This window comes from Neisseria flavescens (genome assembly GCF_001618065.1).
Lineage (GTDB): Bacteria > Pseudomonadota > Gammaproteobacteria > Burkholderiales > Neisseriaceae > Neisseria > Neisseria flavescens_A.
Genome location: NZ_LAEI01000020.1, coordinates 1 through 25,612, shown reverse-complemented (window position 1 = coordinate 25,612; position 25,612 = coordinate 1). Strand labels below are relative to the sequence as shown.

The 25,612-nt window shown below is 53.5% G+C and carries 22 protein-coding genes and 2 pseudogenes; 13 read left to right on the top strand and 11 right to left on the bottom strand.

What is annotated here, in order from left to right; all coding sequences use genetic code 11:
* Positions 1–140: 140 nt before the first annotated feature.
* The 3 genes from TW89_RS03645 to TW89_RS03635 all read right to left on the bottom strand — a co-directional run bounded on the left by TW89_RS03645 (position 141) and on the right by TW89_RS03635 (position 2,159).
* Positions 141–389 carry a BolA family protein gene (locus tag TW89_RS03645; protein WP_003686612.1) on the bottom strand — a complete coding sequence of 83 codons (249 nt, stop codon included), beginning with the start codon at positions 387–389 and terminating at the stop codon, positions 141–143.
* A gap of 126 nt (positions 390–515) precedes the next feature.
* Positions 516–845: an FKBP-type peptidyl-prolyl cis-trans isomerase gene (locus tag TW89_RS03640; RefSeq protein WP_094192864.1), complete on the bottom strand. Its 330-nt coding sequence runs from the start codon at positions 843–845 to the stop codon at positions 516–518.
* Between the two features lie 138 nt (positions 846–983).
* Positions 984–2,159, bottom strand: a complete 1,176-nt coding sequence (locus tag TW89_RS03635) for a cytochrome-c peroxidase (protein ID WP_036492488.1) — start codon at positions 2,157–2,159, stop codon at positions 984–986.
* A 379-nt stretch (positions 2,160–2,538) separates the two neighbouring features.
* Here TW89_RS03635 and efeU point away from each other — a divergent pair, with 379 nt between their 5' ends.
* From efeU to efeB, 3 genes are all read left to right on the top strand, one after another.
* Complete coding sequence (gene efeU, locus TW89_RS03630) at positions 2,539–3,363, top strand: iron uptake transporter permease EfeU (RefSeq protein WP_036492490.1); 825 nt, start codon at positions 2,539–2,541, stop codon at positions 3,361–3,363.
* A gap of 12 nt (positions 3,364–3,375) precedes the next feature.
* Positions 3,376–4,542: an iron uptake system protein EfeO gene (gene efeO, locus TW89_RS03625; protein WP_049333129.1), complete on the top strand. Its 1,167-nt coding sequence runs from the start codon at positions 3,376–3,378 to the stop codon at positions 4,540–4,542.
* Positions 4,543–4,677: 135 nt separating this feature from the next.
* Entirely contained in the window at positions 4,678–5,943 is a 1,266-nt protein-coding gene (gene efeB / locus TW89_RS03620) for an iron uptake transporter deferrochelatase/peroxidase subunit (protein WP_128580579.1), read from the top strand.
* 82 nt (positions 5,944–6,025) lie between these two features.
* Here efeB and TW89_RS03615 read toward each other — a convergent pair whose 3' ends face one another.
* The 3 genes and pseudogenes from TW89_RS03615 to TW89_RS03605 form a co-directional block, all read right to left on the bottom strand.
* Positions 6,026–6,493, bottom strand: coding sequence for a CinA family protein (locus TW89_RS03615; protein WP_070826392.1), 468 nt, complete (start codon positions 6,491–6,493; stop codon positions 6,026–6,028).
* 76 nt (positions 6,494–6,569) lie between these two features.
* A complete protein-coding gene (locus tag TW89_RS03610; protein WP_128580578.1) occupies positions 6,570–7,415 on the bottom strand; it encodes a mechanosensitive ion channel family protein in 846 nt (281 codons plus the stop codon).
* A gap of 111 nt (positions 7,416–7,526) precedes the next feature.
* A pseudogene (locus TW89_RS03605) lies at positions 7,527–8,527 on the bottom strand (thiamine ABC transporter substrate-binding protein).
* A gap of 64 nt (positions 8,528–8,591) precedes the next feature.
* Between TW89_RS03605 and TW89_RS03600 the strand changes: the two are divergent.
* The 4 genes from TW89_RS03600 to glmS all read left to right on the top strand — a co-directional run bounded on the left by TW89_RS03600 (position 8,592) and on the right by glmS (position 13,047).
* A complete protein-coding gene (locus TW89_RS03600; protein WP_128580577.1) occupies positions 8,592–9,239 on the top strand; it encodes a pyrimidine 5'-nucleotidase in 648 nt (215 codons plus the stop codon).
* A gap of 61 nt (positions 9,240–9,300) precedes the next feature.
* The gene (locus TW89_RS03595) at positions 9,301–9,576 is read left to right on the top strand and encodes a membrane lipoprotein lipid attachment site-containing protein (RefSeq protein WP_049323028.1); all 276 of its coding nucleotides are present in this window, start codon (positions 9,301–9,303) and stop codon (positions 9,574–9,576) included.
* 98 nt (positions 9,577–9,674) lie between these two features.
* Positions 9,675–11,048 carry a bifunctional UDP-N-acetylglucosamine diphosphorylase/glucosamine-1-phosphate N-acetyltransferase GlmU gene (gene glmU, locus TW89_RS03590; protein WP_128580576.1) on the top strand — a complete coding sequence of 458 codons (1,374 nt, stop codon included), beginning with the start codon at positions 9,675–9,677 and terminating at the stop codon, positions 11,046–11,048.
* A 160-nt stretch (positions 11,049–11,208) separates the two neighbouring features.
* Positions 11,209–13,047, top strand: a complete 1,839-nt coding sequence (gene glmS / locus TW89_RS03585; RefSeq protein ID WP_128580575.1) for a glutamine--fructose-6-phosphate transaminase (isomerizing) — start codon at positions 11,209–11,211, stop codon at positions 13,045–13,047.
* 251 nt (positions 13,048–13,298) lie between these two features.
* On the opposite strand, the gene TW89_RS03580 is transcribed toward glmS, so the two are convergent.
* Positions 13,299–14,597: a M16 family metallopeptidase gene (locus TW89_RS03580; RefSeq protein WP_128580574.1), complete on the bottom strand. Its 1,299-nt coding sequence runs from the start codon at positions 14,595–14,597 to the stop codon at positions 13,299–13,301.
* 58 nt (positions 14,598–14,655) lie between these two features.
* Positions 14,656–16,005 (bottom strand): M16 family metallopeptidase, encoded by a 1,350-nt coding sequence (locus TW89_RS03575; protein ID WP_128580573.1) that lies wholly within the window; start codon positions 16,003–16,005, stop codon positions 14,656–14,658.
* A 193-nt stretch (positions 16,006–16,198) separates the two neighbouring features.
* On the opposite strand from TW89_RS03575, the gene TW89_RS03570 reads away from it, so the two are divergent.
* Entirely contained in the window at positions 16,199–17,377 is a 1,179-nt protein-coding gene (locus TW89_RS03570) for a phosphoglycerate kinase (protein WP_128580572.1), read from the top strand.
* 97 nt (positions 17,378–17,474) lie between these two features.
* On the opposite strand, the gene yccS is transcribed toward TW89_RS03570, so the two are convergent.
* The 3 genes from yccS to TW89_RS03555 form a co-directional block, all read right to left on the bottom strand.
* Positions 17,475–19,616 (bottom strand): YccS family putative transporter, encoded by a 2,142-nt coding sequence (yccS, locus tag TW89_RS03565; RefSeq protein WP_128580571.1) that lies wholly within the window; start codon positions 19,614–19,616, stop codon positions 17,475–17,477.
* Between the two features lie 165 nt (positions 19,617–19,781).
* Positions 19,782–21,011: a PilT/PilU family type 4a pilus ATPase gene (locus TW89_RS03560; protein WP_128580570.1), complete on the bottom strand. Its 1,230-nt coding sequence runs from the start codon at positions 21,009–21,011 to the stop codon at positions 19,782–19,784.
* Between the two features lie 86 nt (positions 21,012–21,097).
* A complete protein-coding gene (locus tag TW89_RS03555) occupies positions 21,098–22,144 on the bottom strand; it encodes a type IV pilus twitching motility protein PilT (protein ID WP_004519239.1) in 1,047 nt (348 codons plus the stop codon).
* A gap of 117 nt (positions 22,145–22,261) precedes the next feature.
* Between TW89_RS03555 and TW89_RS03550 the strand changes: the two genes are divergently transcribed.
* The 5 genes and pseudogenes from TW89_RS03550 (at position 22,262) to dksA (ending at position 25,464) form a co-directional block, all read left to right on the top strand.
* Positions 22,262–22,975 carry a YggS family pyridoxal phosphate-dependent enzyme gene (locus TW89_RS03550; RefSeq protein ID WP_128580569.1) on the top strand — a complete coding sequence of 238 codons (714 nt, stop codon included), beginning with the start codon at positions 22,262–22,264 and terminating at the stop codon, positions 22,973–22,975.
* Positions 22,972–23,366: pseudogene (locus TW89_RS03545) on the top strand (RNA-binding protein). The gene TW89_RS03550 and the pseudogene TW89_RS03545 overlap by 4 nt, the downstream one beginning before the upstream one ends.
* 90 nt (positions 23,367–23,456) lie before the next feature.
* Complete coding sequence (proC, locus tag TW89_RS03540; RefSeq protein ID WP_128580568.1) at positions 23,457–24,254, top strand: pyrroline-5-carboxylate reductase; 798 nt, start codon at positions 23,457–23,459, stop codon at positions 24,252–24,254.
* Positions 24,255–24,256: 2 nt separating this feature from the next.
* On the top strand, positions 24,257–24,814 hold the full coding sequence (locus TW89_RS03535; protein ID WP_128580567.1) for a YggT family protein: 558 nt from the start codon (positions 24,257–24,259) through the stop codon (positions 24,812–24,814).
* A 233-nt stretch (positions 24,815–25,047) separates the two neighbouring features.
* Positions 25,048–25,464 (top strand): RNA polymerase-binding protein DksA, encoded by a 417-nt coding sequence (gene dksA / locus TW89_RS03530; protein ID WP_049344904.1) that lies wholly within the window; start codon positions 25,048–25,050, stop codon positions 25,462–25,464.
* Positions 25,465–25,612: the final 148 nt, after the last annotated feature.

The following is a 25,612-nucleotide window of genomic DNA, read 5'->3' as shown; positions in this document are numbered from 1 at the left end:
GTATCCAAGGGAGATTAAGGGGATATTTGAGTAGAATCGGTGGATATTTGAAACGAAAACAGCCGAAATCCTGTTTTGGGCTTCGGCTGTTGAGGAAAGGGCTATTTTGCAAAGGTCTCGGCCTTTTGTTTGATTCCAAATTAAGCCTGTTTGGCAGCCCATTCGGCCGGCGTGGCGGCAACGGAAATCGACAGCGCGTGCAATTCGTTGCTTTCGAGTTGCGGCTTGAGACCGTCTTTAATCAGGCGGTGGCGGGCGAGGCGGGCTTTGCCTTCAAATGAGGAGGAAACGATTACGGCGAAGAAGTGATGGCCGTCGCCTTCGACTTCGACGTGTTCGCAAGGGGTAACGCCTTCAATCAGGGTTTTGACTTGTTCGGGTAAAAGCATGGGGGTTCCTTGGGAAATGGTTTGCTTGTAAAAGAGGGCATTATACCGAATCTTGATAAAAACAGGCCGTCTGAAAAACCAAACTTCGGATTTCAGACGGCCTCGGTCTTTTGAAGCGTCAAATGCTTATTCGTACACTTTCAGCAGCTCGACTTCAAAAATCAAGGTCGCATGCGGAGGAATTACGCCGCCGGCACCGTGTGCGCCGTAGCCCATTTCGGAAGGAATGGTCAGCTTGCGTTTGCCGCCTTCTTTCATGCCGCCGAAGCCTTCGTCCCAACCTTTAATCACTTGGCCGACGCCCAGAGTGATAGTCAGTGGTTGACGGCGGTCGAGGCTGGAGTCGAATTTGGTACCGTCTTCCAACCAGCCGGTGTAATGTACGGTGATCTCTTTGCCTTTGACGGCTTCTTTGCCGTGGCCTTCTTGCAAGTCTTCAATAATCAGGCTCATGATGTTCCTTTCAGATGTATGGTGAAAATCGGCTCAAGATTACCATATTGTGTGGAATCGTGAAACAAATGCGCCCATATGGCCGGCAACAAAAAGGCCGTCTGAAACGGATTTTCAGACGGCCTTGTTTTATGCTAACCCTTATTTGTTGTCAGGTTGGGATTTGACATCGTGGGAGACGGGCAGCTCAGGCATGGTTCGGGCAGACTCTGGAACATTGCCGGAGAGGGCTTTCAAGAAGGCAACGATGTTTTCAGTGTCTTCCGGAGCCAAGGTTTTACCCAATTGCGCTTTCGCCATGATGTTGACGGCTTTATCCAGTTCCCAAACGCTGCCGTTGTGGAAGTATGGGTAGGTGCGTTCGACGTTTCTCAAGCCGGGAACGCGGAAGAAGAATTCGTCTTCGGCTTTTTTGGTTACGTCCGCACGGCCTTTGTCGTGTTTAGGATCGTCGATGTGTTTCCAGTAAGGACCGTCCACCAGGCCGAATTTTTGGAACATGGTACCGCCCAAGTTGACGCCGTTGTGACAAGCGATACAGCCGTTGTCCATAAATGCGCGTACGCCTTTGCGTTCTTGTTCGCTCAGGGCAGATACGTTGCCTTTCAGGTAGTCGTCCCAACGGGTCGGAGTCAGCAGGGTACGTTCAAACGCGCCCAATGCGGTGGTGATGTTTTTGAAGGAAACCGCGCCGTCTTCAGGGAATGCGGCTTTGAATTTTTCTTGGTATTCAGGGATACCGGCGATTTTGGCGGCGGCATCGGCTTCGGTAGCGTTGGCCATTTCAACAGGGTTGAGCAATGGGCCGCCGGCTTGTTCTTCCACATCGGCGGCACGGCCGTCCCAGAATTGGCTGCCCAACAAGGCGGCATTCAGAGCAGTTGGGGAGTTACGGCCACCGAATTGGCTTTTGTGACCCGCGCTGGTCGGCATGTTGTCTACGCCGGCAGTTGCCAAGTTGTGGCAAGAGTTACAGCTGACGGTGTTGCCTTTGGACAGGCGGTTTTCGTACCAAAGTTGTTGGCCGAGTTTGACCTGTTCTTCGGTAAACGGACGGACTTTTTGCATTTCGGCTAAGTCAGGCAAAGGTTTGAACGTAGCTTGCGCGCGTTCCAACAGGGCTTTGTCTTCGGCAGAAATATCGGCGGAATTTTGAGGGGCCGAAACGGCGGCGGTGCTTGCGGCAGTATCGGCAGCGCTCGCGGCAGAAGCTGCTTGAGGGGTTTCGGTTGTTTGAGCCGTTTTCTCGCCGCAGGCGGTCAGCGCGGCAGAAACGGCCAAAGCCAAAGCGATTTGGTGGAGTTTTAAACGTGGCATAGGAGGGTTCCTTTGTTATGCGTTTGTTATGTCATGGATTGCTGATTGCACCAGCAATATGCCAACTATAAAAGATAAGGCGGTTTTAATTTTGTTGTAAATCAACCTTTTAAATTTGATAAATTCTGAAAATATCACTGATAGGGAAATTTATACTATGGAACTTTTTTATTATTTATTTACAATTGCTTAGATAAATTAAGGCCGTCTGAAAAAATAAAATTCAGACGGCCTTTTAGTTTTTATTGATTACGTCCGTTATTTTATTTTAAAAAATCTTAATAAATTTGGGGTTATTAAAAAATAAAATAATTTGCGTTATTAAGCATAAAGCGTTATAAATGCGTTAACAAATGAACATTTCACTTTAGAGTTTTTTATGCTGATTGCTTTATTGATTATGCTGCGCGAGGGCATCGAAGCCGCCCTGATCGTCGGCATTGTTGCCAGTTTTTTGAAACAGTCGGGACACAGCGAGCTGATGCCGAAGGTTTGGCTGGGCGTGTTTTTGGCTTCGGTCATGTGTTTGGGTATTGGTTACGGCATTCATTCCGCTACCGGCGAGATTCCGCAAAAAGAACAGGAATTGGTGGTCGGCGCCATCGGCCTGGTGGCTGTGGCGATGCTGACGTACATGATTTTGTGGATGAAGAAGGCCGCGCGTTCGATGAAACAGCATCTTCAGGATTCTGTTCAGTCGGCCTTAAACCGCGGCAGCGGCCAGGGTTGGGCCTTGGTCGGCATGGCGTTTTTGGCTGTGGCGCGCGAAGGTTTGGAGAGTGTGTTTTTCCTGCTGGCCGTGTTCCAGCAAAGCCCGACGTGGTCTATGCCGATAGGCGCGGTGTTGGGTCTGTTGGTGGCGGTTGTCATCGGTACGCTGATTTATCAGGGCGGTATGCGCCTGAACTTGGCGAAGTTTTTCCGTTGGACGGGCGCGTTTTTGATTGTGGTAGCGGCCGGTCTGTTGGCCGGTTCATTTCGCGCGCTGCATGAGGCCGGCGTATGGAATGTGATGCAGGATATTGCTTTCGACACATCGAAATATTTGCATGAAGACAGCCCTTTAGGCGTGCTGCTCGGCGGTTTCTTCGGCTATACCGACCACCCGACCGAAGGCGAAGTCCTGATTTGGCTGCTGTATCTGGTTCCCGTCATGATTTGGTTTTTGCGCGGCAGTGCGCCGGCAAAAACGTTAACTAAATAAAAAGGAATGAAAATGAAAAAATTCAATCTAACTGCTTTGTCCGTAATGTTGGCTCTGGGTTTGACCGCGTGTCAGCCGCCTGAAGCCGAAAAAGCCGCGCCTGCCGCTTCAGGCGCATCCGCTGCCGCCAATGCCGACGGTTCGGTCAATATCGGTGTGAACGATACTGCCTGCGAACCGATGGAATTGACCGTCCCCAGCGGCCAAGTCGTGTTCAACATTAAAAACGACAGCGGCCGCAAGCTGGAATGGGAAATCCTGAAAGGCGTGATGGTGGTGGACGAGCGTGAAAACATCGCCCCGGGTTTATCCGACAAAATGACCGTTACCCTACTGCCGGGCGAATACGAAATGACTTGCGGCCTGTTGACAAATCCGCGCGGTAAGCTGATTGTTACCGACAGCGGCTTCAAAGACACTGCCAACGAAGCGGATTTGGAAAAACTGTCCCAACCGCTCGCCGACTATAAAGCTTACGTTCAAGGCGAGGTTAAAGAGCTGGTGGCGAAAACCAAAACCTTTACCGAAGCCGTTAAAGCCGGCGACATTGAAAAGGCCAAATCCCTGTTTGCCGCCACCCGCGTCCATTACGAACGTATCGAACCGATTGCCGAGCTTTTCAGCGAACTCGACCCCGTCATCGATGCGCGTGAAGACGACTTCAAAGACGGTGCGAAAGATGCCGGATTTACCGGCTTCCACCGTATCGAACACGCCCTTTGGGTAGAAAAAGACGTATCCGGCGTGAAGGAAATTGCAGCCAAACTGATGACCGATGTCGAAGCACTGCAAAAAGAAATCGACGCATTGGCGTTTCCTCCGGGTAAGGTGGTCGGCGGCGCGTCCGAACTGATTGAAGAAGTGGCCGGCAGCAAAATCAGCGGCGAAGAAGACCGTTACAGCCATACCGACTTGAGCGACTTCCAAGCCAATGTGGAAGGCTCCAAAAAAATCGTTGATTTGTTCCGTCCACTGATCGAAGCCAAAGACAAAGCGTTGTTGGAAAAAACCGATGCCAACTTCAAACAGGTTGAAGACATTTTGGCGAAATACAAAAAACAAGACGGCTTCGAGCTGTACGACAAACTGAGCGAAGAAGACCGCAAAGCCCTGCAGGCGCCGATTAATGCCTTGGCAGAAGATTTGGCCAAACTGCGCGGCATTTTGGGTTTGAAATAAGATAACGCGTTTTCAGACGGCCTTTGGATATTGAAAGGCCGTCTGAATCTTATTGTTGCCCACACAAAATATGCTTGAAAACCGACCTTACTTCATACGATTGCAATCTTTCCGTTCCCTGCCAAGGAGCAAATAATGAGCCAAAACAAACAACCGGTACAACCCGAAAAACGAACCCTTTTCAAAACTGCCCTTGCCGCCGGCGCCATCGGCGTTGCCGGTTATTTTGCCGGTAAAAAACAAGGCGAAGCCGCCGCCGAGACCCAAAACAACCAACATTCCGAGCAGGCCTATCCGTGTTATGGCGAGCATCAGGCAGGCATCGTCACGCCACACCAGCTCTTTGGCATCATGTGTGCCTTTGATGTTACCGCCAAAGACGCCAAACAACTTGAAAACCTGTTCCGCGCCCTGACCGCCCGCATCGAATTCCTCACACAAGGCGGCGAATACCAAGACGGCGATGACAAGCTCCCGCCTGCGGGCAGCGGCATCCTCGGCAAACAATTCCGCCCCGATGGGCTGACGGTTACCGTCGGCGTCGGCAGCAGCCTCTTTGACGACCGCTTCGGCCTCAAAGACAAAAAGCCGAAACACCTACAAGAAATGCGCGACTTTCCTAACGACAAACTCCAAAAATCTTGGTGCGACGGCGACCTCAGCCTGCAAATTTGCGCATTCTCCCCCGAAACCTGCCAAGCCGCCCTGCGCGACATCATCAAAAACACCGCCCAGTTTGCCGTGATCCGCTGGAGCATAGACGGTTGGCTCCCTAAAGCCGAACCCGGCGCCATTGCCGCGCGCAATCTTTTAGGTTTCCGCGACGGCTCAGGCAATCCCAAAGTCGAAGATCCCAAAGTCGCCGATCAAGTCCTGTGGACGGGCGTTGCCGCCAACAGCTTGGACGAACCGGCATGGGCGAAAAACGGCAGCTATCAGGCCGTCCGCCTCATCCGCCACTTTGTCGAGTTTTGGGACCGCACCCCGATGCAGGAACAAACCGATATTTTCGGCCGGCGCAAATACAGCGGCGCGCCCATGGACGGTAAAAAAGAAGGCGACACCGCCGATTTCGCCAAAGACCCCGACGGCAAAATCACGCCCAAAGACAGCCATATGCGCCTTGCCAATCCGCGCGATCCGGAGTTCATGAAAAAACACCTGCTCTACCGCCGCGCCTTCAACTACTCGCGCGGCCTCGCCGCCAACGGCCAGCTCGATGTCGGCTTGGTGTTCATCTGCTATCAGGCCAACCTTGCCGACGGCTTCATCTTCGTGCAAAACCTGCTCAACGGCGAACCGCTGGAGGAATACATCAGCCCGTTTGGCGGCGGCTATTTCTTCGTCCTGCCGGGTGTCGAAAAAGGCAGCTTCCTCGGCAAAGAGCTTTTGGGCGTATAAATCCGCTGATGGTTTGAATAGATAAATAAAAAGGCCGTCTGAAACCTGATTTCCAGATTTCAGACGGCCTGTGTTTTTTCTATCAAACCAAATGTTCCGCCAAGAAAGCCAATGCGTATTCGACGGCTTGCGCCCTTACTGCTTCGCGGTCGCCTGTGAAAAGCGCGGTTTGCTCAAACGAGCCTTCGGGCGTGGCCAGGCCGAACCAGACTGTGCCGACCGGTTTGGCCGCGCTGCCGCCGCCAGGGCCGGCGATGCCGGAAATACTCAAGGCGTAATCTGCCTGCGCGACGGCTTTTGCGCCGCGAGCCATTTCATAGACGGTCTCGCGGCTAACCGCGCCGTGTTTCAGCAAGGTATCGGGCATGACACCGAGGCGGTCCTGTTTGGCTTGGTTGCTGTATGTGACGAAGCTTTGGTGAAACCATTGCGAGCTGCCGGAGAGGGAAGTCAGCGCACCTGCAAGCAGGCCGCCGGTGCAGGACTCGGCGCAGGTAACGGTTTGACGGCGGCTGGTCAGGTGTTCGGCGATGGTTTGCAGATGGGACATGGCGGCTCCTTATGGAAAAGGGTGGAATGGGGCGGGCGTTTGACCCGCCGGGTTTCAAACGGCCTGAAAGCTGAAATCAGGCTTTCGGCTGAATGAGGTGGACATCACATTGTGGGAATGGGATGTTGATGTTGGCTTCGCGCAGGTTTTCAACCACTTGCTCGTTCAGGGCGAATCGGAACGGGCCGAGATTTTCTTCTTGCGTCCACGCCCAAAGGGTAATTTCGATGGCGCTGTCGCCAAGGTTGGTAATGTATACGACTGCAGGTCGTTCTTCGGTTTGAACACACAATGGATGCTCGGTTGCCGCTCTCAATACGGCGGCTTTGGCGGCTTTCAAGTCGCAGGCGTAGTCGACGCCGACAACGACTTGGGCGCGGCACAGGGGCAGGGAGGAGCGGTTGGTGATGCTGTTGGTCATGACCACGCTGTTGGGCAGGACGACTTCTTCGTTGTCCGGCGTACTCAAAGAGGTCTGCACCATTTTGATTTCGCGGACGATGCCTTCAAAACCGTTGACGCGGATAAAGTCGCCGACTTTAAACGGACGGAACAGGATAATCAGCGCGCCGGCGGCGAAGTTGGACAGTTGGTCTTTCAAAGACAAAGCCACGGCCAAGCCTGCGCCACCGATCAGGGCGGTAACGGAAGTGGTCGGGATGCCGAGTTTGCCCAGTGCCGCGATAATGATGAGGATCAGCAGGCCGATGTTGGCAACGTTGCCGAGGAAGCTGACCAGCGTTTTATCGACTTTGGCGCGTGTCAGCGCGGCTTTCATCAGTGTTACTAAGCGCGTGGCGATCCAGCGGCCGATAAAGAAGATGGCTAAGGCGGCCAGCAGGTTCATGCCGAAAGACATGCCGGTTTGGGCGAGTTGTTCCCAACCGGAGAAGGAGGAGAGGACTTGAAGATCGAAATTCATAATTGTGTGTGCGTGTGAAGTTGTTTAAAAGGTCATTGTAAAACAAGGCCGTCTGAAAAACTAATGATTTGTTTTTTCAGACGGCCTTGATGTGTTTTTAAGTTTTTCGGTTTAACGTAAAACGGTTTTGCTCCAACGGCTCACCCATTGTTTTTGTTTGGTGTTGATGTCGGCACGGTTGGGGGAATCGCTGTGTTTCGGGGTTTGGGCAAACTCGAATACTTTGGGCAGCGGTGTGTTTTTGACTGCCGGATAGACCCACATTTCGGCAGGCAGGGCTTTTTGCACTTCGCCGCTTTGCAGCCAGCTCACCAGTTTGGCCGCCAGCTCGGGTTGTTTTGCGCCTTTCAAAACAGCCGCGCCTTCAACTTGGCGGAATGTGCCGCCTTTGAGGAAGAGGTTGCCGGTGGCGGGGTGCTGTATTTGCCTTTGGAGTAGTGGACTTCGGCCGCCGGGCTGGTGGCATAGCTGACCACGAGGGGATAGGCGCCGCCGTTTTGGGTGAAGTCGGTGTAGTAGGCTTCGCTCCAACCTTTGGCGACTTTCACGCCGTTTTGGCGCATTTGCGCCCACCATTTGAACGCGCCTTCTTCACCCATGCCGCCGATGTTGGCCAAGAGGAAGGAGAGGCCAGGCGAGGATGTGGCGGGAGACGGAGTCACCAGAAGGTTTTTATATTCCGGTTTGGTCAGGTCTTGCAGGGTTTGCGGCAGGGGCAGTTTTTTCTGTTCAAACCATTTTTTGTCGTAGTTGATGGCGACATAGGCGTAATCAACAGCCAGCGCATCGGGCAGGGAAGCGGTTACGGGTGCGGATTTGGGTTGGCTGGCAGCGAGGATGCCGGCGGCTTTGGCTTTGCCGATGTTGGCGTTGTCCAAACCGTAAACCGCATCGGCAATCGGGTTGGCCTTGCTCAAAATCAGCTTGTTGAGCATTTCGTTGCCGCTGCCTGCCTTGATGACGGACACTTTGGCATCGTTGGCTTTTTCAAATTGTGCGATGACGGATGGGGGCAGGCTGAAGGATTTGTGTACGGCCAAACGCACTTCGGTTTGGGCGTACAGGTTTGCCGAAGCCAGCAACAGGGCGAGGGCGGACAATTTCAGTTTCATTCTCTTTCCTTTGTGCGGGTAAAATACGAAATATCATAACAAAATCTGCATATCAAGGCACGATATGAATCATTCCCCCGTTTGGCTGTTTGATCTCGACAATACTTTGCACAATGCCGAAGCCGGCATTTTCTACATCATCAACCGCGCCATGACCGAATACATGGCAGGCCGTCTGAAGCTTTCCGAAGAAGCCGCCTCCCAACTGCGCCAAGATTATTGGCACCGATACGGCGCGACGCTTGCCGGTTTGCAAATTCACCATCCCGAAGTCGATATCGATGAATTTTTGCGTGAAAGTCACCCGCTTAAGCAAATTTTGGCAAAGGTGGAGGGTATGGATGGAACTGATGACGTTTTAGGCCGTCTGAAAGGGCGAAAAGCCGTATTTTCCAACGGGCCTTCGTTTTATGTCCGCGCATTGGTTGACGCGTTGGGCTTGGAGGCGCATTTTGACGGCTTGTTCGGCACGGACGACTTCGGCCTGCTCTACAAACCCAATCCGCAAGCCTATCTCAACGTCTGCCGCCTGTTGGGCGTCAAACCCGAACAGTGCATCATGGTGGACGACAGCGCCGACAATCTGCACCAAGCCAAAGCCTTGGGCATGAAGACCGTTTGGTACGGTGAAAAAGCCCATCCGTTGCCATTTGCTGACGGCATAGCGAAAGATATGCAGGGCTTGCTTGAATTTTGCACAAAACTGCCGTGAAATTTTTAAAAATCAAGTACAATACACGGTATTGACGACATTTAAAAACAAGGACAACATCATGCGTAAACTCGCTTTAATCCTGACTGCCGCCGCCGTTTTGGCCGGTTGTTCTTGGGAAACCTACACCACCGAATCCGGCCGCACCGCCGTACGCCAAAAATATGCTACCGGCACACCCATCGTTTATCAGGACGGTACTTATTCTAAAAACATGAATTACAACCAGTTCCGCCCAGAGCGCCGCGCCGTCCAATCCAATCAAGCGGAACACGCTGAACGCGGCCAAAACTGGCAAAAACCGCAATTTGCCAACCAACAGCCAGCAACCGAATAACAATATCCCCAAGGCCGTCTGAAACGGAGTGAAAAACAATCAACATTTGTTGCCACACTTTTCAGACGGCCTCAAACAACGACAACGGAAACCGTATCATGGCTCAGACAGCTTTAAATATCGTCATCCTTGCTGCCGGCAAAGGCACGCGCATGTACTCCAAAATGCCCAAAGTGCTGCACCGCATCGGCGGCCTTCCCATGGTTGAGCGCGTTATCGATACCGCCGCCTCCCTGAATCCCCAAAACATCTGCGTCGTCATCGGCCACGGCAAAGAGCAAGTCTTGGACACCGTCAAACGCGATGTCGTTTGGGTTGAACAAACCGAACAGCTCGGCACCGGCCACGCCGTCAAAACCGCCCTGCCGCACCTGTCTGCCGAAGGCCGCACGCTGGTGTTGTATGGCGACGTCCCCTTGATTGACGCAGCCACCCTCGAAACCCTGCTCGAAGCCGCAGGCGATGAAGTCGGCCTGTTGACCGACGTGCCCAACGACCCGACAGGTTTGGGCCGCATCATCCGCGACAGCAACGGCAGCGTAACCGCCATTGTCGAAGAAAAAGACGCCGATGCCGCCCAAAAAGCCGTGAAAGAAATCAATACCGGCATTTTGGTTCTGCCTAACGCCAGACTCGAAGCTTGGTTGAACAGCCTTTCCAGCAACAATGCCCAAGGTGAATACTATCTGACCGACCTCATCGCCAAAGCCGTTGCCGACGGTATTAAAGTTCATCCCGTCCAAGTCCGCGCCTCCCATCTGGCCGCCGGCGTGAACAACAAACTCCAACTGGCCGAACTCGAGCGCATTTTCCAAACCGAACAGGCACAAGAATTACTCAAAGCAGGCGTAACCCTGCGCGATCCGGCACGTTTCGATTTACGAGGCCGTCTGAAACACGGACAAGATGTCGTGATTGACGTCAACGTCGTCATCGAAGGCGAAGTCGAACTCAGCGACAACGTCGAAATCGGTGCCAATTGCGTGATCAAAAACGCCAAAATCGGTGCCAACACCAAAATCGCCCCATTCTCCCATTTTGAAGGTTGCGAAGTCGGTGAAAACAACCAAATCGGCCCATACGCCCGCCTGCGTCCGCAAGCCAAACTGGCCGACGACGTACACATCGGCAACTTCGTCGAAGTCAAAAACGCCACCATCGGCAACGGCACCAAAGCCAACCACCTCACCTACATCGGTGATGCCGAGATCGGCAGCAAAACCAACTTCGGCGCCGGCACGATTATTGCCAACTACGACGGCGTGAACAAACACAAAACCGTCATCGGCGACGAAGTGCGCATCGGTTCAAACTGCGTACTGGTTGCTCCCGTTACCCTCGGCAACAAAGTGACGACAGGCGCGGGCAGCGCGATTACCCGCAACTGCGAAGACGGCAAACTCGTTCTCGCCCGTTCGCGCCAAACCGTCATCGAAGGCTGGGTGCGTCCGGAAAAAGGCGATAAGAAGTAAGGCCGGTCTTTTATTTACTTTCAGACGGCCTTGAGAAACAACAGGCCGTCTGAAATCCAGATTTGCCGTTTCAATGAATATAAAACGGCGTTTTCCGACTGCCGCTTTCGGGAGCCGGAGCAGCAGTCATTTCTCAAACTTTTGATACTAAGGAACTTATATGTGCGGTATCGTAGGTGCTATTCGCGCCAATCACAATGTAGTCGATTTTCTGACCGACGGTCTCAAACGCCTTGAATACCGAGGCTATGATTCGTCGGGTATTGCCGTAAACATGGACGGCAAAATCAAACGCGTCCGCCGTGTCGGCCGTGTTCAGCTGATGGAAGATGCAGCACGTGAAAAAGGTGTGTTCGGCCATATCGGCATCGGCCATACCCGTTGGGCAACCCACGGCGGTGTAACCGAGCCTAACGCCCACCCCCACATTTCCGGCGGCATGATCGCGGTTGTCCACAACGGCATCATCGAAAACTTTGAAGCCGAACGCGAACGCTTGAAAGCGTTGGGTTACACCTTCGAATCGCAAACCGATACCGAAGTCATCGCCCACAGCGTCAACCACGAATACGCGCAAAACGGCGGCAAACTGTTTGAAGCCGTTCAAGCTGCGACTGCCCGTTTCCACGGCGCATACGCCATTGCCGTTATCGCACAAGACAACCCTGAACAAATGGTTGTTGCGCGCATGGGCTGCCCGCTGTTGGTGGCCTTGGGTGACCAAGAAACCTTTATTGCTTCCGACGTATCCGCCGTGATCGCCTTTACCCGCCGCATCGCTTACTTGGAAGACGGCGACATCGCCCTGCTGAACGCAAACGGCATCGAAAAACTGCTCGACAAAACCGGTGCGCAAACCGAACGTGCAATTAAAGTGTCCGAATTGTCTTTGGCTTCTTTGGAGTTGGGCCCATACAGCCACTTCATGCAAAAAGAAATCCACGAACAGCCTCGCGCCATCGCCGATACTGCCGAAGTCTTCTTGGACGGCGGTTTCGAACCTGAAAACTTTGGCGCGAATGCACGCGAAGTGTTCGACGATATCCACAGCATCAAAATCCTTGCCTGCGGTACGTCCTACTATGCCGCGCTGACCGCCAAATACTGGCTCGAATCCATCGCCAAAGTGCCGACCGACGTGGAAATCGCCAGCGAATACCGCTACCGCGACGTGATTGCCGATCCGAAACAATTGGTCATCACCATTTCCCAATCCGGCGAAACTTTGGACACCATGGAAGCCCTGAAATACGCGCAATCCTTGGGACACAAACACAGCCTGTCTATTTGTAACGTGATGGAATCCGCACTGCCGCGTGAAAGCGAGTTGGTGCTGTATACACGCGCCGGTGCAGAAATCGGCGTTGCCTCTACCAAAGCGTTCACGACCCAACTGGTTGTCTTGTTCGGCTTGGCCGTTACCTTGGGCAAACAACGCGGTCTAGTTTCCGATGAGCAAGCAGCTGCATACGTTGAAGAATTGCGCCAACTGCCCGGCAGCATTCAGCACGTTCTCAATCTTGAGCCGCAAATCGCCGCTTGGGCGCAAAAATTTGCCAAGAAAACCAGCGCACTATTCTTGGGTCGCGGTATCCACTTCCCAATCGCCCTTGAAGGCGCATTGAAGCTGAAAGAGATTACCTATATCCACGCCGAAGCGTATCCTGCAGGTGAGTTGAAACACGGTCCGTTGGCTTTGGTGGACGAGAACATGCCTGTTGTCGTGATTGCCCCGAACGACAGCCTGTTGGACAAAGTAAAAGCCAATATGCAGGAAGTCGGCGCACGCGGCGGCGAACTCTTTGTCTTCGCCGACCTCGACAGCAACTTCAACGCCACCGAAGGCGTGCACGTTATCCGCGCCCCACGCCATGTCGGCGTACTCTCGCCGATTGTGCACACCATCCCCGTGCAACTCCTGTCTTACCACGCCGCCCTCGCACGCGGTACAGACGTGGACAAACCGCGCAACTTGGCTAAATCGGTAACGGTTGAGTAAGCAATAAACCGGTTAAAAAAAGGCCGTCTGAAACCTGTTTCAAGGTTTCAGACGGCCTTTTTTATTTGTTGGTTTCAGTAATAGAAATGCTATTTATGATGTCTTTGCTTTCATTATAAATGTACAACAACAGCTGATTGTGACCGATATTTTATTGATTAGAGTGGCCTCTGATGACAAGTAAGCAAACCGACAGAATGAAAACAGGCCGTCTGAAAAATCTTTCAGACGGCCTGTTGTTTTAAAGCGTTTTATTCTGCGCCGACAACGACGATGTTGAGGTCTTTGAATTTGACGCGGCGTTGCCATGCGTCGCGGACTTGTTCGACGGTCAGGCTGTTGATGGCTTTGGGGTAGGCTTCCAAGTAGTCGTTGGGCAGGTCGTAGAGGCCGATCAGGCTCAGGTAGTTGAGCAGCTTGTCGTTGGAGTCGTAGCGCAGGGGAAAGCCGCCGACGATGTTGGCTTTGGCCTGTTTCAGCTCGGCTTCGGTCGGGCCTTCGGCGATAAACTGCTCAATGACGGCTTGGGTGTCGGCCAGTGAGGCTTTGGTGTTTTTCTTTTGGGTGGAGTAGGAAACGGCAAACGTGCCTTCTTCTGTCGCCGGGGCGAGGCTGCTGTATACGCCGTAGGTGTAGCCGTGTTGGTCGCGCAAAACTTTCATGAGGCGGCTGTCGAAACCGCCGCCGCCGAGGATGTAGTTGCCGGCAACGAGGGCGTAGTAGTCGGGGTCGTGGCGTTTGATGAGGGAGGTGCCGAGCAGGACTTGTGCCTGTGTGCCGGCAAAGGGGATGTCGCGGCGTTGGGCGGTTTGTTTGGGAACGGGCGGGATGGCGTGGGTTGCGGTGGCTTTGGCCGGCAGGTCTTTGAGGACGCGTTCGACCAGTTGCTCTGCCTGTTTGCGGTTGAGGTCGCCGACGATGGCGACGATGGCGTTGTCTTTGCCATAGTGGGTGCGGTGGAAGGTGCGGATGTCGTCCAGACTAACTTGTTTGAGGCTGTCGACGGTTATGTTTGCGCCGCTGCCGTAGGGGTGGTTCGGGTAGATGAGCTTGGTCAGTTCGCGCGTGGCGGTGTAGTCGGGGGTGGTTTCTTGTTGTTGCAAGCCGGTAATGGATTGGATTTGACGGCGGCGGAAAACGGTTTCGTCAAAGCGCGGACGGGTCAGCGAGTGGTTGAGCAAGTTGGCGGCTTTGTCACGGATGTCGGCTTTGCTGAGGCTGCGGAAGCCTGCGGATGCGCTTTCGGCATTGCTGTCGCTGCTGATTTGTGCGCCGATGTTGTCGGCTTCGGCATTGAAGGCTTCTTCGTCCAGCTCTTGGGTGCCGTCGGTCAGGAGGGAGGCGGTAAATTCGGCAACTTGGCTTTTGCCGTCCGGATTGGCGACGCTGCCTGCGCCCTTGAAGCTGACTTCAAGGTCGATGATGGGGTTTTCGTGGCGTTCGACAAGGAGGATTTGGGTGCCGTCGCGGTTGCGCCAGCGTTGGATGTCGGTGGCAGCTTGGACGCTTAAGGGCAGGAGTAGGGCAAGGGCGAGCAGGGTGGGTTTCATGTTGTGGCTTTCTGTTAAGGCCGTCTGAAAGGGTATGGACTTTCAGACGGCCTGATGTTTATCGGCGTTTGGCAGCTTTTTTGCTTGGCGCGGCGGCAGGTTTTTGCGGCTCGATGATGACGGTGCTCATGCGATCGTCGGTCAACATCCGGGCGGCAGCCTGTACTTCTTGTGCGCTGACGGCCTGTAGGCGGCGGTGGATTTCTTGTTCGTCGGTATATTGGAAACCGCGCGCTTCGAGGCGGCCCATCATGGAGGCTTGGGAAGACATGGAGTCTTTGGCGTAGATTTCGTTGACTGCTGCCTGGGTCTTGACGCGCTGCAATTCTTCTTCGGAAACGCCGTGGTCGGCAATGTCTTTGATTTCTTGGCGCAGCTGGGCAATTAAAGTATCGGTTTTCACGCCTTCGGCAGGCATAGCCATGACGCTGAACAGCGGCATTTCACGGCTGATGATGTCGTAATGCGTTCCTGCGTTCAATGCGGTTTGCTTGCCGCGCACGAGGTTTTTATCAAAACGGCTGGACGCGTTGCCTGCCAAAATATCGGAGAGGATGTCGAGGGCGAAAGGCATCGTGTCATCGAGTTTTTGGAGTTTCGGTACACGGAAGTTGATGGCAATCAGCGGCTGGTGTGTGACCGGAGAAGTAGCTTTGACTGTAACAGGCTTGCGCAAATAGGGTTCGGTATGGAGTTTGTTGCGCGGCGGTTGGGCTTTGGCCGGAATATCGCCAAAGAGTTTGGCGGCCGTCTGAAGCGTTTGTTTGGCATCGATATCGCCGACAATGACCAATACGGCATTGTTGGGCGCGTAATATTGTTTGTACCACGCGCGCAAGTCGCCGGCTTTTAGGGTGTGCAAATCTTTCATGTAGCCGATGACGGAGGCGCGCATGGACGGTTGGGTAAAGGCGGCAAGATAGGCTTGTTCCCACATTTTGCCATCGGCCGTGTCTTCCGTGCGTTGGCGGCGTTCTTCGCGGATGACGTTCATCTCGTTGAGGAATTCTTTGTCACTGAAGTTGAGGTTGTGCATGCGGTCGGCTTCGAGCTTTAGAATCTCGGGCAGATTGACGGCGGCGACGTTTTCGTAATACACCGTTTCATTGCGGTTGGTGTAGGCATTGTTTTGTCCGCCCAGCTCGGACACGCGGCGGTTGAACTCGCCGGAGGGGACGTCTTTCGTGCCTTTAAACATCATGTGTTCCAAAGCGTGGCTCAGGCCGCTTTTGCCCGGTTTCTCATCCACGCTGCCGATTTTGTACCAAATTTGCGAAACGGCCACAGGTGCGCGATGGTCTTCTTTGACGATGATTTTCAGACCGTTGGGCAGGGTTTCAGAAAGCGTCTGCGCCCATGAAGCGGCAGGCAGCGCAAAGGCAAGCATTAAAGCAATTCGGCGTAACATGGTTTAATCCGTAAAATGAAAATCAATCGCCAAAGTATAGCGGAAAATCTGAAAGATTGGCCGAATGTTTCAGACGGCCCGGGCCTTATCTGCTGATTCACATCAAGCGCGGCCGTTGCCAATCTTTACCGTCGCGCCTCATTCGCGGATAATCCCAAACATTCCCGTTTCCAACCATCACAAAGGAATCATCATGGCATTTTTGAAACTGACCGAACAAAATGTTCAAGGCAAAACCGTTCTGATCCGCGCCGATATGAACGTACCGTTCAAAGACGGCAACATCAGCGACGACACCCGTATCCGCGCTTCGCTCGCATCCATTAAATACTGCTTGGACAACGGCGCGTCTGTGATCGTGATGACCCACCTCGGCCGTCCGACCGAAGGCGAATTCCATCCTGAAGACGATGTGGCGCCTGTTGCCGCGCATTTGGGCAAACTGTTGGGCAAAGACGTGAAAGTATTGAACGACTGGCGTGAAAACAAACCGACCTTGAACGCCGGTGATGTCGTGATGCTGCAAAACGTGCGCATCAACAAAGGCGAGAAGAAAAACGACTTGGAGCTGGGAAAAGCCTACGCTTCTTTGTGCGACGTGTTCGTCAACGACGCATTCGGTACCGCCCACCGCGCCCAAGCTTCGACTGAAGCCGTTGCCCAAGCCGCACCGGTTGCCTGCGCCGGCGTGTTGATGGCGGGCGAACTCGACGCTTTGGGCAAAGCCCTGAAACAACCGGCTCATCCGATGGTTGCCATCGTTGCCGGCAGCAAAGTGTCTACCAAACTGACCATCCTCGAATCTTTGGCCGATAAAGTCGACCAACTCATCGTCGGCGGCGGCATTGCCAATACCTTCCTGTTGGCAGAAGGCAAAGCCATCGGCAAATCTTTGGCCGAACACGACTTGGTGGAAGAATCCAAAAAAATCATGGCGAAAATGGCGGCCAAAGGCGGCTCTGTTCCGCTGCCGACCGATGTGGTTGTCGCTAAAACCTTCGCCGCCGATGCGGAAGCGGTGGTGAAAGACATTGCCGACGTTGCCGAAGACGACATGATTTTGGACATCGGCCCGAAATCCGCCGCTGCTTTGGCCGAGTTGCTCAAAGCTGCCGGTACGGTGGTGTGGAACGGCCCGGTCGGCGTGTTTGAGTTTGACCAATTTGCCGGTGGTACCAAAGTATTGGCCGAAGCGATTGCCCAAAGCGATGCGTTCTCAATTGCCGGCGGCGGCGACACTTTGGCGGCGATTGCCAAATTCGGCGTAACCGACCAAATCAGCTATATCTCTACCGGCGGCGGCGCGTTCCTTGAGTTCTTGGAAGGCAAAGAGTTGCCTGCCGTTGCTGCTTTGGAAAAACGCGGTGCATAATCGGTTTTAAAATCTATTGTTAAAAATAAAGGCCGTCTGAAATCTGGAAATCAGGTTTCAGACGGCCTTATTTATTTTATTGAAATGTGTTATCGGTTTAGGCGGTTTGCGTATCCGACTGTCTGTGCAATGCCTGATAACACGGTGCAAGCTGGCGGATGATGAGGTCGAGCTGGTGTTTGAGGATTTGGTTTTGTTGGGACTGCTCTTTGTCGGTCTGTTCCAAATCGGCAAACTCCTGTCGGATGGCTTCGATGCTTGCATCGAAGGTGGCCGGTTCGATCTGCGGCATTTGTTTGAGGAGTTCGGCGATGTGGTGGGTCAGGCGGGCATATGGGGCGAAGGTATCGCTGCCGTCGTGATGAACCTGGTCGCGGTATGCGCCGAGCGCGGAAATGTGGCCGGTCAGCGCATAGCTGGTTTTGAGCAGGGTAAAGCCGTCTTGCAGGCGGTCTTGGTATTTTTTCGGGTTGCTGCTCATGTCGGATAAGGTGCTGCTGAGGGCGGCAGTGCTTTCGTGGGCTTGGCGGCGGGTGAGGCGGTAGTCGACATCGTCGCGGCTGCCGTTTTGTAGCTGGTCGAGGATGGCGTCGAGATAGCGGCCGTTGGCAGTGATGGTCTGGGCGGCGGTGTGGCTGAGGGTGAGGTAACGCCAATCGGGCCAGAGGTAGGTGGCGGCGGCCCATGCGATAACGGAACCGACGATGGTGTCGATGATGCGGATGGGCATGGCGTGGTACACGTCCAAACCGGCAAGCGAGAGGCTGGTCAGGGCTTGGATGGTGATGAAGAAGGTGGAGAAGCTGTATTTGTAGCTTCGGGTCATGAAGAACAGGGTGGTGCTGGCGATGACAATCCAGAGCTTGGTTTCAACAGACGGGGTGAAGTAGGGGACTAGCGAACCGACAATCACGCCGAGAATCGTGCCGGCGATACGTTGGTACACGCGGCTTTTGGTGGCTGTGTAGTTGGGCTGGCAGACGAAAAGGGCGGTCAGCAGAATCCAGTAGCCGAGGTTGAGATGGAGGATTTCGACAATGATGCAGGCCGCGGCCACGACGATGGAGAGGCGGGTGGCATGGCGGAAGACGCCGGATTCGAAATTGAGCTGGCTGAGGACGGTTTCTCCGATATTGCGGAACTTGGTGTTTTCAAGGGCGGCAATGCGGGTGTCGGCGTTGTCGTTTTCGGCAAGGGACGCATCGTTTTGCAGTTGCCGCAGTTGGTAATCGACGCTGCTGAGGTTGTCGAGCAGGCGACGGATATTGTGGAGGTTGGCATTATCGGCATGGGTCTCGGCAAAATGGCTGAGGGATTGGCGGCAGCCTTCCATGGCGCGGCCGAGGCGTTTGCTGTATGCGTAGGGTTTGTTGTTGCGCAGGGAGGAGGCAACGTTGCGGCACGCCTGGCCTTGCATTTCGAGCAGGCGGCGGATGCGGAAGATGAGGTCGGTATTTTTGAGCTGCTCGGCCATTTCACTGTAATCGACGTGGGCGGAGCTGATGCGTTCGTGCATGTCTTGCGCGCAGAGGTAGTAGCGCAGCATTTTGGCGGTACGCGGATGGCGGTGTTGGCCGCGCAATCGGTAGAAAAGTGCGCCGCGGCATTGGTTGAAGGCGGTAATCACGCCGGTGTTGCTCATGGCCAAGTCGATTTGGCGGTTGCCCAACCATGCGGCTTCGTCGGGGTCGAAAAAGTCGGCTTTGGCATCGAAGTAGTTGCTGAGTGCGTCGTAGGCGTTGGCAACAGTTTCTTGGACGGGGCGGTGGGGCAGGATGATTTGGAAGATCAGGGTATTGACGCTGTATAGGACAGTGCCCAACAGAATCATGACAGGGTTGGTCAGCCAGTAGGTTTCTGGTGTGTAGGTCAGCGTGGTGTAGGTGGCGACGGCGAGCGCACCGAAAGCGAAGGTGCGGTATTTGAGGCCGATGGTGCCGAGGATGGTGAAGCCGAAAGTCATCAGGGTCATGGCCAAGATGAAGGGGACGCCTGTGCCGATGGTGCTTTGGGCAAGCAGCGAGGAGAGGGTAAACAGGGCAACGGTGATGACGATGTTTTTCAGACGGCCTGTGAGGCGGTTGTCCAAATCGACCAAACCGCCGGCAATAATGCCGAGTACGAAGGGCATGACGAGCTTGGGCGTGTTGAAGTGCCAAATGAGGGTGGCGGCGATGAACACGCTGGCGAAGACGGGCAGGGAGGCAATGATCAGAGGTTTGAGCGGCTGAGTTTTCATAATGGTGTTGTTTATTATTCGTTATGAGATGAATGATTGGATTTTAACAGGATTTTCAGTTGATTTCAGAATGCTTTAAATGAGATAAGGCCGTCTGAACGGATACGGGAAAATACTTGATTTCGTTTCCACATCCGTTCAGACGGCCTTGTTTGGCTTGCGCCATTAGGTCATCAGGTTGAGGTCGCTGATGCGGTCGTAGAGGCGTTCGGTATTGTTGCCCTCGTCGTGCATTTGAATGCGCAGGCGCAAATCGTTGGCGGATACCGCTTGGCGCAGGGCTTCGCTGAGTTCGATTTGGCCTTGTGCGTAGAGGTTGAAGAGGTTTTGGTCGAACGTCTGCATGCCGTTGCTGCCGGAGCGTGCCATCAGGTCGCGGATTTCCAGCAATTCGCCTTTGAAAATCAAGTCCTGCATGGCCGGAGTATTAAGCAGGAGGTCGGTAACGGCCGTGCGTTGGCGGTTTTTCTTGATGGTGAGGCGTTGGCCGATGATGCTGACAAGATTTAACGCCAAATCCATCAAAACCTGTTGGCGGCGGTCTTCCGGATAGAAGTTGATGATGCGCTCGATGGTTTGGGAAGCTGTGCTGGCATGGATGGTGAAAACGCACAGATGGCCGGTTTGAGCCAATTGGAGGGCGTATTCCATGCTTTCTTCGCTGCGGACTTCGCCGATACAGACGACATCGGGTGCTTGACGCATGGCGCTTTGAACGGCGGTTTTCCAGTTGTCGGTATCGATGCCGATTTCGCGCTGGGTGAAGATGCTGCGGCAAGGTTTGTAGATAAACTCGATGGGATCTTCGATGGTGACGATATGGCCGGGCAGCTTTTGGTTGCGGTAGTTGAGCATGGAGGCCATGGTGGTGGATTTACCCGAACCGGTCGGGCCGGCGAGGATCAGCAGGCCGCGCGGTGCAAGAGCAAGCTCTTGGAGTTTTTCGGGCAAACCGAGGGTCTTCATCTCGGGAATGTCTTGGCTGACGCGGCGCAATACCATGCCGACGCGGCCTTGTTCGTGGTAGGCGTTGACGCGGTAGCGCGTGTTGCTGCGCGATTGGACGGAATAGTTGATTTCCCAGTCGCGGTTGAAGGCTTCGAGCTGGTCGGGGTTCATGGTGGATTCGGCGATGGCGGCGGTGTCCGCGCCGGTCAGCGCTTTGTGGGGCATAGGCGTGAGGGTGCCGCCGACTTTGATGGCAGGGGGAAAGCCTGCGCTGATGAAGATGTCGGATGCGTTGCGTTTTTCGGCCTCTTCACACATACGGTCGAGCAGGGGATGAAGATGCGTGCCGATTTCGGCCGGGGTGGGGATGTGCGGTGCTTGGTTTTTTTGTGAGTAGGCTTGCACCATTTCGCTTAACAGGTCGTGCAGAGGGGCGAGGTCGCTCATGATGATTCTCTTTAAAACGGGTATTAGGTCAGGATGAAAGGCCGTCTGAAAATGGGATGATGGGGTTCAGACGGCCTGAGGATGGTTTAGAAAACAGAGAGGTTTTCGATGTTTTGCGCCTTGCTGCGTGCCAGCTCTGGGCTGATGGTGCCTTGGCGGACAAGGGTTTGCAGGGCTTGATCGAGGGTTTGCATACCGTGGGCCTGACCGGTTTGGAGGGCGGCGTTGATTTGGGCGATTTTGTTTTCGCGGATGAGGTTGCGCACGGCCGGTGTGGAAATCAGGATTTCGTGTGCGGCGACGCGGCCGTTGCCGTCGCGGGTTTTCAGCAGGGTTTGGGAAATGATGGCGCGCAAGGATTCGGACAACATGGAGCGCACGATTTCTTTTTCGCCTGCAGGGAATACGTCGACAATACGGTCGATGGTTTTGGCGGCGCCGGTCGTGTGCAGCGTGCCGAAAACCAAGTGGCCGGTTTCGGCGGCGGTCAGGGCGAGGGAGATGGTTTCAGGGTCGCGCATCTCACCGATCAAAATCACGTCTGGGTCTTCGCGCAGTGCGGAACGCAGGGCGTTGGTAAAGCTGTGGGTGTGCTGATGCAGCTCGCGCTGGTTGATGAGCGCCTTTTTGCTTTGGTGGACGAACTCAATCGGGTCTTCGATGGTCAGAATGTGGGCCGGTTGGGTTTCGTTGATGTAGTTGACCATCGCCGCCAGTGTGGTGGATTTACCCGAACCGGTCGGGCCGGTTACCAATACCAAACCGCGCGGATTTTCGGCAATTTTTTGGAAAATGCGCGGCGCACGCAATTCTTCCAGCGTCAGGACAGTGCTCGGAATGGTACGGAATACGGCGGCCGGGCCGCGTTCGGTCATAAAGGCGTTGACGCGGAAACGGGCAACATTAGGCAGCTCAAATGAGAAATCGACTTCAAAATCCTGTTGATAGAGCTTGCGCTGGTGGTCGTTCATGACCGAGGTAATCATGGTACCGACTTCTTCCGAACTCATCTCGGGCAGGTTGATGCGGCGGATGTCGCCGTGTACGCGTATCATAGGGGAAATGCCCGAACTCAAATGGAGGTCGGAGGCTTTGTTTTTCACGCCGAACGCGAGTAAGTCGGTAATCTGCATAATGTGGCCTTGTTTTGGTTTAGAATAATAAAATCGCTTTATTTTAAATAGATAAATCCGTTCGACCAAGTAAAATTTTCAAAATGCCGAGTGATGAACGGGTTAAAGGAGAAAACCATGTCGGTATTGCAACAAAACTATCAGGATGTATGCCGGGCAGTTGAACAGGCGGCTGAGGCTGCCGGACGGCCAGCGCATACGGTAAAGCTGGTAGCGGTCAGCAAGACGTTTCCGGCAGACGATATCCGCGAAGTGTATGCGGCCGGTCAGCGCGATTTTGGCGAGAACTATATTCAGGAATGGTTTGAAAAAACGGAAACGCTGGCCGATTTGCCGGATATTGTTTGGCACGTTATCGGCGATGTGCAGTCCAATAAAACCAAATTTGTGGCCGAACGCGCACATTGGGTGCATACGATAGGCCGTCTGAAAACGGCGCGGCGTTTGAGCGAACAAAGGCCGTCTGAAATGCCGCCGTTGCAGGTGTGCATAGAAGTGAACATTGCCGCGGAAGAGGCGAAACACGGTGTGGCACCCGCTGAAGCGGTCGAGCTGGCCCTTGAAGTGGCCAAGTTGCCGAATATTAAAGTGCGCGGATTGATGTGTGTGGCCAAGGCCGACAGCAGCGATGATGAGTTGCGCAGCCAGTTTCATACCATGCAACGGCTGTTGGCTGAGCTGAACGCAGCAGGCGTCGAAGCAGATGTTTTGTCTATGGGTATGTCCGGCGATATGCCAATCGCGGTAGAATGCGGCGCAACCCATGTCCGCATCGGCAGCGCGATTTTCGGCAGACGGGAACAAAAACAAAAAGGAGAAGGCAGCCAATGAAACAGATTATCTCGGTCGTTTTGCTTGGTTTGACCTTAACGGGTTGTCGGTTGATGGGCTGGTATCAATGTGAGTCCTTATCGGGCTGGTGCAAACCCAAAAAGCCGGCAGCAATAGATTTTTGGGAAATTAAAGGCGAACCGCCGCCTTCTATCGAGGATTTCCGCGGGAAGCGTTTGGCGGACGGGAATTATTCTATTGACGATAATGCTTATCGTACCGCAGCTAATGATTATTTCAGTAGGAAAATCAAAAAGTTTGAAGCTTGCGGGCTAGCTTGGCAAACCCGCGATAAACGCCCTTTAGCGGAAACTTTTAAAAAGAAGGATTGGATTGTTTGGAAAAACAGGGTTTATACCGAACATCACTGCCCGAAAGCGTCCGTTGGTAAAAAGGTCGTCTGAAATTTTGTCGGTATGATGGAAACGGTATTTCAGACGACCTCAGCAAATGTATCTCATTTAAAAAATTAAGGAAATTTATGAACATCTACTTTTTAGGCGGCGGCAATATGGCGACTGCCATTGCAGGCGGTTTGGTCAAACAAGACGGCTATCGTGTCCACATTGTCGAACGCGGCGCCGAAAGACGTGCGCAACTGGTGCAAGAATTGGGTGTAGCCACTTCTGAAAACCTGCCCGAATTGAGCGCGGACGATGTCCTCATTCTCGCCGTCAAACCGCAAGACATGCAGGCAGCCTGTCAAAACATCCGTTTGAATGGCGCGCTGGTGTTATCCGTAGCGGCCGGATTGTCCATTGATACCCTCAGCCATTATCTGGGCGGCACACGCCGTATCGTGCGCATCATGCCCAATACGCCGGCTAAAATCGGCTTGGGCGTATCCGGTATGTTTGCCGATGCAAGCGTTTCAGAAGCCGACCGCACAGCTGCCGACGGCATCATGCGTTCTGTCGGCACAACCGTTTGGCTGAACGAGGAAGAGCAACTCCACAATATTACCGGCATCAGCGGCAGCGGCCCCGCCTACGTTTTCTATCTGTTGGGCGCGCTCCAAAATGCGGCTTTGGCACAAGGTTTTAACGAACAAGACGCACGCGAACTGAGCCTTGCCACATTTAAAGGCGCAGTGGCTTTGGCCGAACAAACCGGCGAAGCATTCGCACAATTACAGCAAAACGTAACTTCCAAAGGCGGCACGACACACGAAGCCATCGAAACCTTCAAAGCCCGTCACGTTGCCGAAGCCATCGAACAGGGCGTGGAAGCCTGCGTCAAACGTTCGCAAGAAATGGCGCAACAGTATAAGGCCGTCTGAACATGCGTGGCGACTTGCTCTTATTATTGGCAGACGCTATTGCCATCCTGTGTATCACGCGCTTTTTGCTCCGATACGCAGGATTGGCAGCAGAACACCCCCTGCTCAAATTCAGCATACAGGCAACAGGCTGGCTGACCAAACCTTGGCAAAAAGCATTTCCATCCGGCGAGAAAACCGATTGGTACTGCCTGCCCGCAGGTTTTCTGGTGTACTACCTTGCCTGTACCGCCATTATTTTCATCTCGCCGGCGCTGTCCATCAGCAATAAGCTGATTTTGGCAAACTTCTGGTTTGCCGCACTCCATATGCTGAAAGCCGCGGCCTATACATTACTTATCGGTCTGATTATTAGAATGGTGTCCAGCATACAGGGCCGCTATTCGCCGTTGACTTATGCCATCGAACGAATCCTGCAGCCATTGCTCAAACCGTTTTCCTTTTTGCGCGCAGGGCGATACGATTTTTCAGGCAGTTTGTTGGCGTTCTTATTATGGTTGTGGCTGGCCCGATGGTTTCCCCAACTGATCCAGCAAACCAACCTGTGGTTGCTTCAATAGGCCGTCTGAAAGCACTGCAGGTATTAATGACCAAAAATACAACGTCCTAAAAAGCGGTTTAATACATTTAGATGTAAGGTAGTGCAAAAAAGTGCAAATCGAAATATAAGGAACAAATGAATAGGTAAAACATGATATGATTCGCCCAATTTCCAAAACGGAAATTTAAGAAAACCCAATAAAAGCAAACCCGTAGCATCCAAATCATTAACAACAAACCGAAAGCAGACACCATGGCAAAGCTGACAGAACAAGATATTTTAAACTGGGATGGTCCTGAAGAGGACTACATGAACAGCGACCAATTGGCCTTCTTCCGCGAACTACTGGTTAAAATGCAAGAAGAGCTGATTGAAAATGCAAACACCACTACCGGCCATCTTCAAGAGCACGAATCCGCTCCCGATCCTGCCGACCGAGCTACTCAAGAAGAAGAATACGCTTTAGAACTGCGCACCCGTGACCGCGAGCGTAAACTTCTCAATAAAGTGCAAGCGACTATCCGCAGCATTGACGAAGGTGATTACGGTTTCTGTGCCGATACCGGCGAACCCATCGGCCTCAAACGCCTGCTGGCACGTCCGACCGCGACATTGTCCGTAGAAGCGCAAGAGCGACGCGAACGAATGAAAAAACAGTTCGCCGACTAAGAATATAGATATAGAAACCTCAAAAGGGCCGTCTGAAAGAGCATTTCAGACGGCCTTTGTTTTGTATTTTTTGTATGTATGGAATGTGTAGAAAGGTTGATAGTGTTTTTATCAAATAAAAACCCTGTTAAAACAGGGCGGTGGTTAA

Bases quoted from the DNA above. Each gene is read 5' to 3' on its own strand.
- TW89_RS03645 (WP_003686612.1), bottom strand. From the start codon at position 389: ATGCTTTTACCCGAACAAGTCAAAACCCTGATTGAAGGCGTTACCCCT.
- TW89_RS03635 (WP_036492488.1), bottom strand. From the start codon at position 2,159: ATGCCACGTTTAAAACTCCACCAAATCGCTTTGGCTTTGGCCGTTTCT.
- efeU (WP_036492490.1), top strand. From the start codon at position 2,539: ATGCTGATTGCTTTATTGATTATGCTGCGCGAGGGCATCGAAGCCGCC.
- efeO (WP_049333129.1), top strand. From the start codon at position 3,376: ATGAAAAAATTCAATCTAACTGCTTTGTCCGTAATGTTGGCTCTGGGT.
- efeB (WP_128580579.1), top strand. From the start codon at position 4,678: ATGAGCCAAAACAAACAACCGGTACAACCCGAAAAACGAACCCTTTTC.
- TW89_RS03615 (WP_070826392.1), bottom strand. From the start codon at position 6,493: ATGTCCCATCTGCAAACCATCGCCGAACACCTGACCAGCCGCCGTCAA.
- TW89_RS03610 (WP_128580578.1), bottom strand. From the start codon at position 7,415: ATGAATTTCGATCTTCAAGTCCTCTCCTCCTTCTCCGGTTGGGAACAA.
- TW89_RS03600 (WP_128580577.1), top strand. From the start codon at position 8,592: ATGAATCATTCCCCCGTTTGGCTGTTTGATCTCGACAATACTTTGCAC.
- TW89_RS03595 (WP_049323028.1), top strand. From the start codon at position 9,301: ATGCGTAAACTCGCTTTAATCCTGACTGCCGCCGCCGTTTTGGCCGGT.
- glmU (WP_128580576.1), top strand. From the start codon at position 9,675: ATGGCTCAGACAGCTTTAAATATCGTCATCCTTGCTGCCGGCAAAGGC.
- glmS (WP_128580575.1), top strand. From the start codon at position 11,209: ATGTGCGGTATCGTAGGTGCTATTCGCGCCAATCACAATGTAGTCGAT.
- TW89_RS03580 (WP_128580574.1), bottom strand. From the start codon at position 14,597: ATGAAACCCACCCTGCTCGCCCTTGCCCTACTCCTGCCCTTAAGCGTC.
- TW89_RS03575 (WP_128580573.1), bottom strand. From the start codon at position 16,005: ATGTTACGCCGAATTGCTTTAATGCTTGCCTTTGCGCTGCCTGCCGCT.
- TW89_RS03570 (WP_128580572.1), top strand. From the start codon at position 16,199: ATGGCATTTTTGAAACTGACCGAACAAAATGTTCAAGGCAAAACCGTT.
- yccS (WP_128580571.1), bottom strand. From the start codon at position 19,616: ATGAAAACTCAGCCGCTCAAACCTCTGATCATTGCCTCCCTGCCCGTC.
- TW89_RS03560 (WP_128580570.1), bottom strand. From the start codon at position 21,011: ATGAGCGACCTCGCCCCTCTGCACGACCTGTTAAGCGAAATGGTGCAA.
- TW89_RS03555 (WP_004519239.1), bottom strand. From the start codon at position 22,144: ATGCAGATTACCGACTTACTCGCGTTCGGCGTGAAAAACAAAGCCTCC.
- TW89_RS03550 (WP_128580569.1), top strand. From the start codon at position 22,262: ATGTCGGTATTGCAACAAAACTATCAGGATGTATGCCGGGCAGTTGAA.
- proC (WP_128580568.1), top strand. From the start codon at position 23,457: ATGAACATCTACTTTTTAGGCGGCGGCAATATGGCGACTGCCATTGCA.
- TW89_RS03535 (WP_128580567.1), top strand. From the start codon at position 24,257: ATGCGTGGCGACTTGCTCTTATTATTGGCAGACGCTATTGCCATCCTG.
- dksA (WP_049344904.1), top strand. From the start codon at position 25,048: ATGGCAAAGCTGACAGAACAAGATATTTTAAACTGGGATGGTCCTGAA.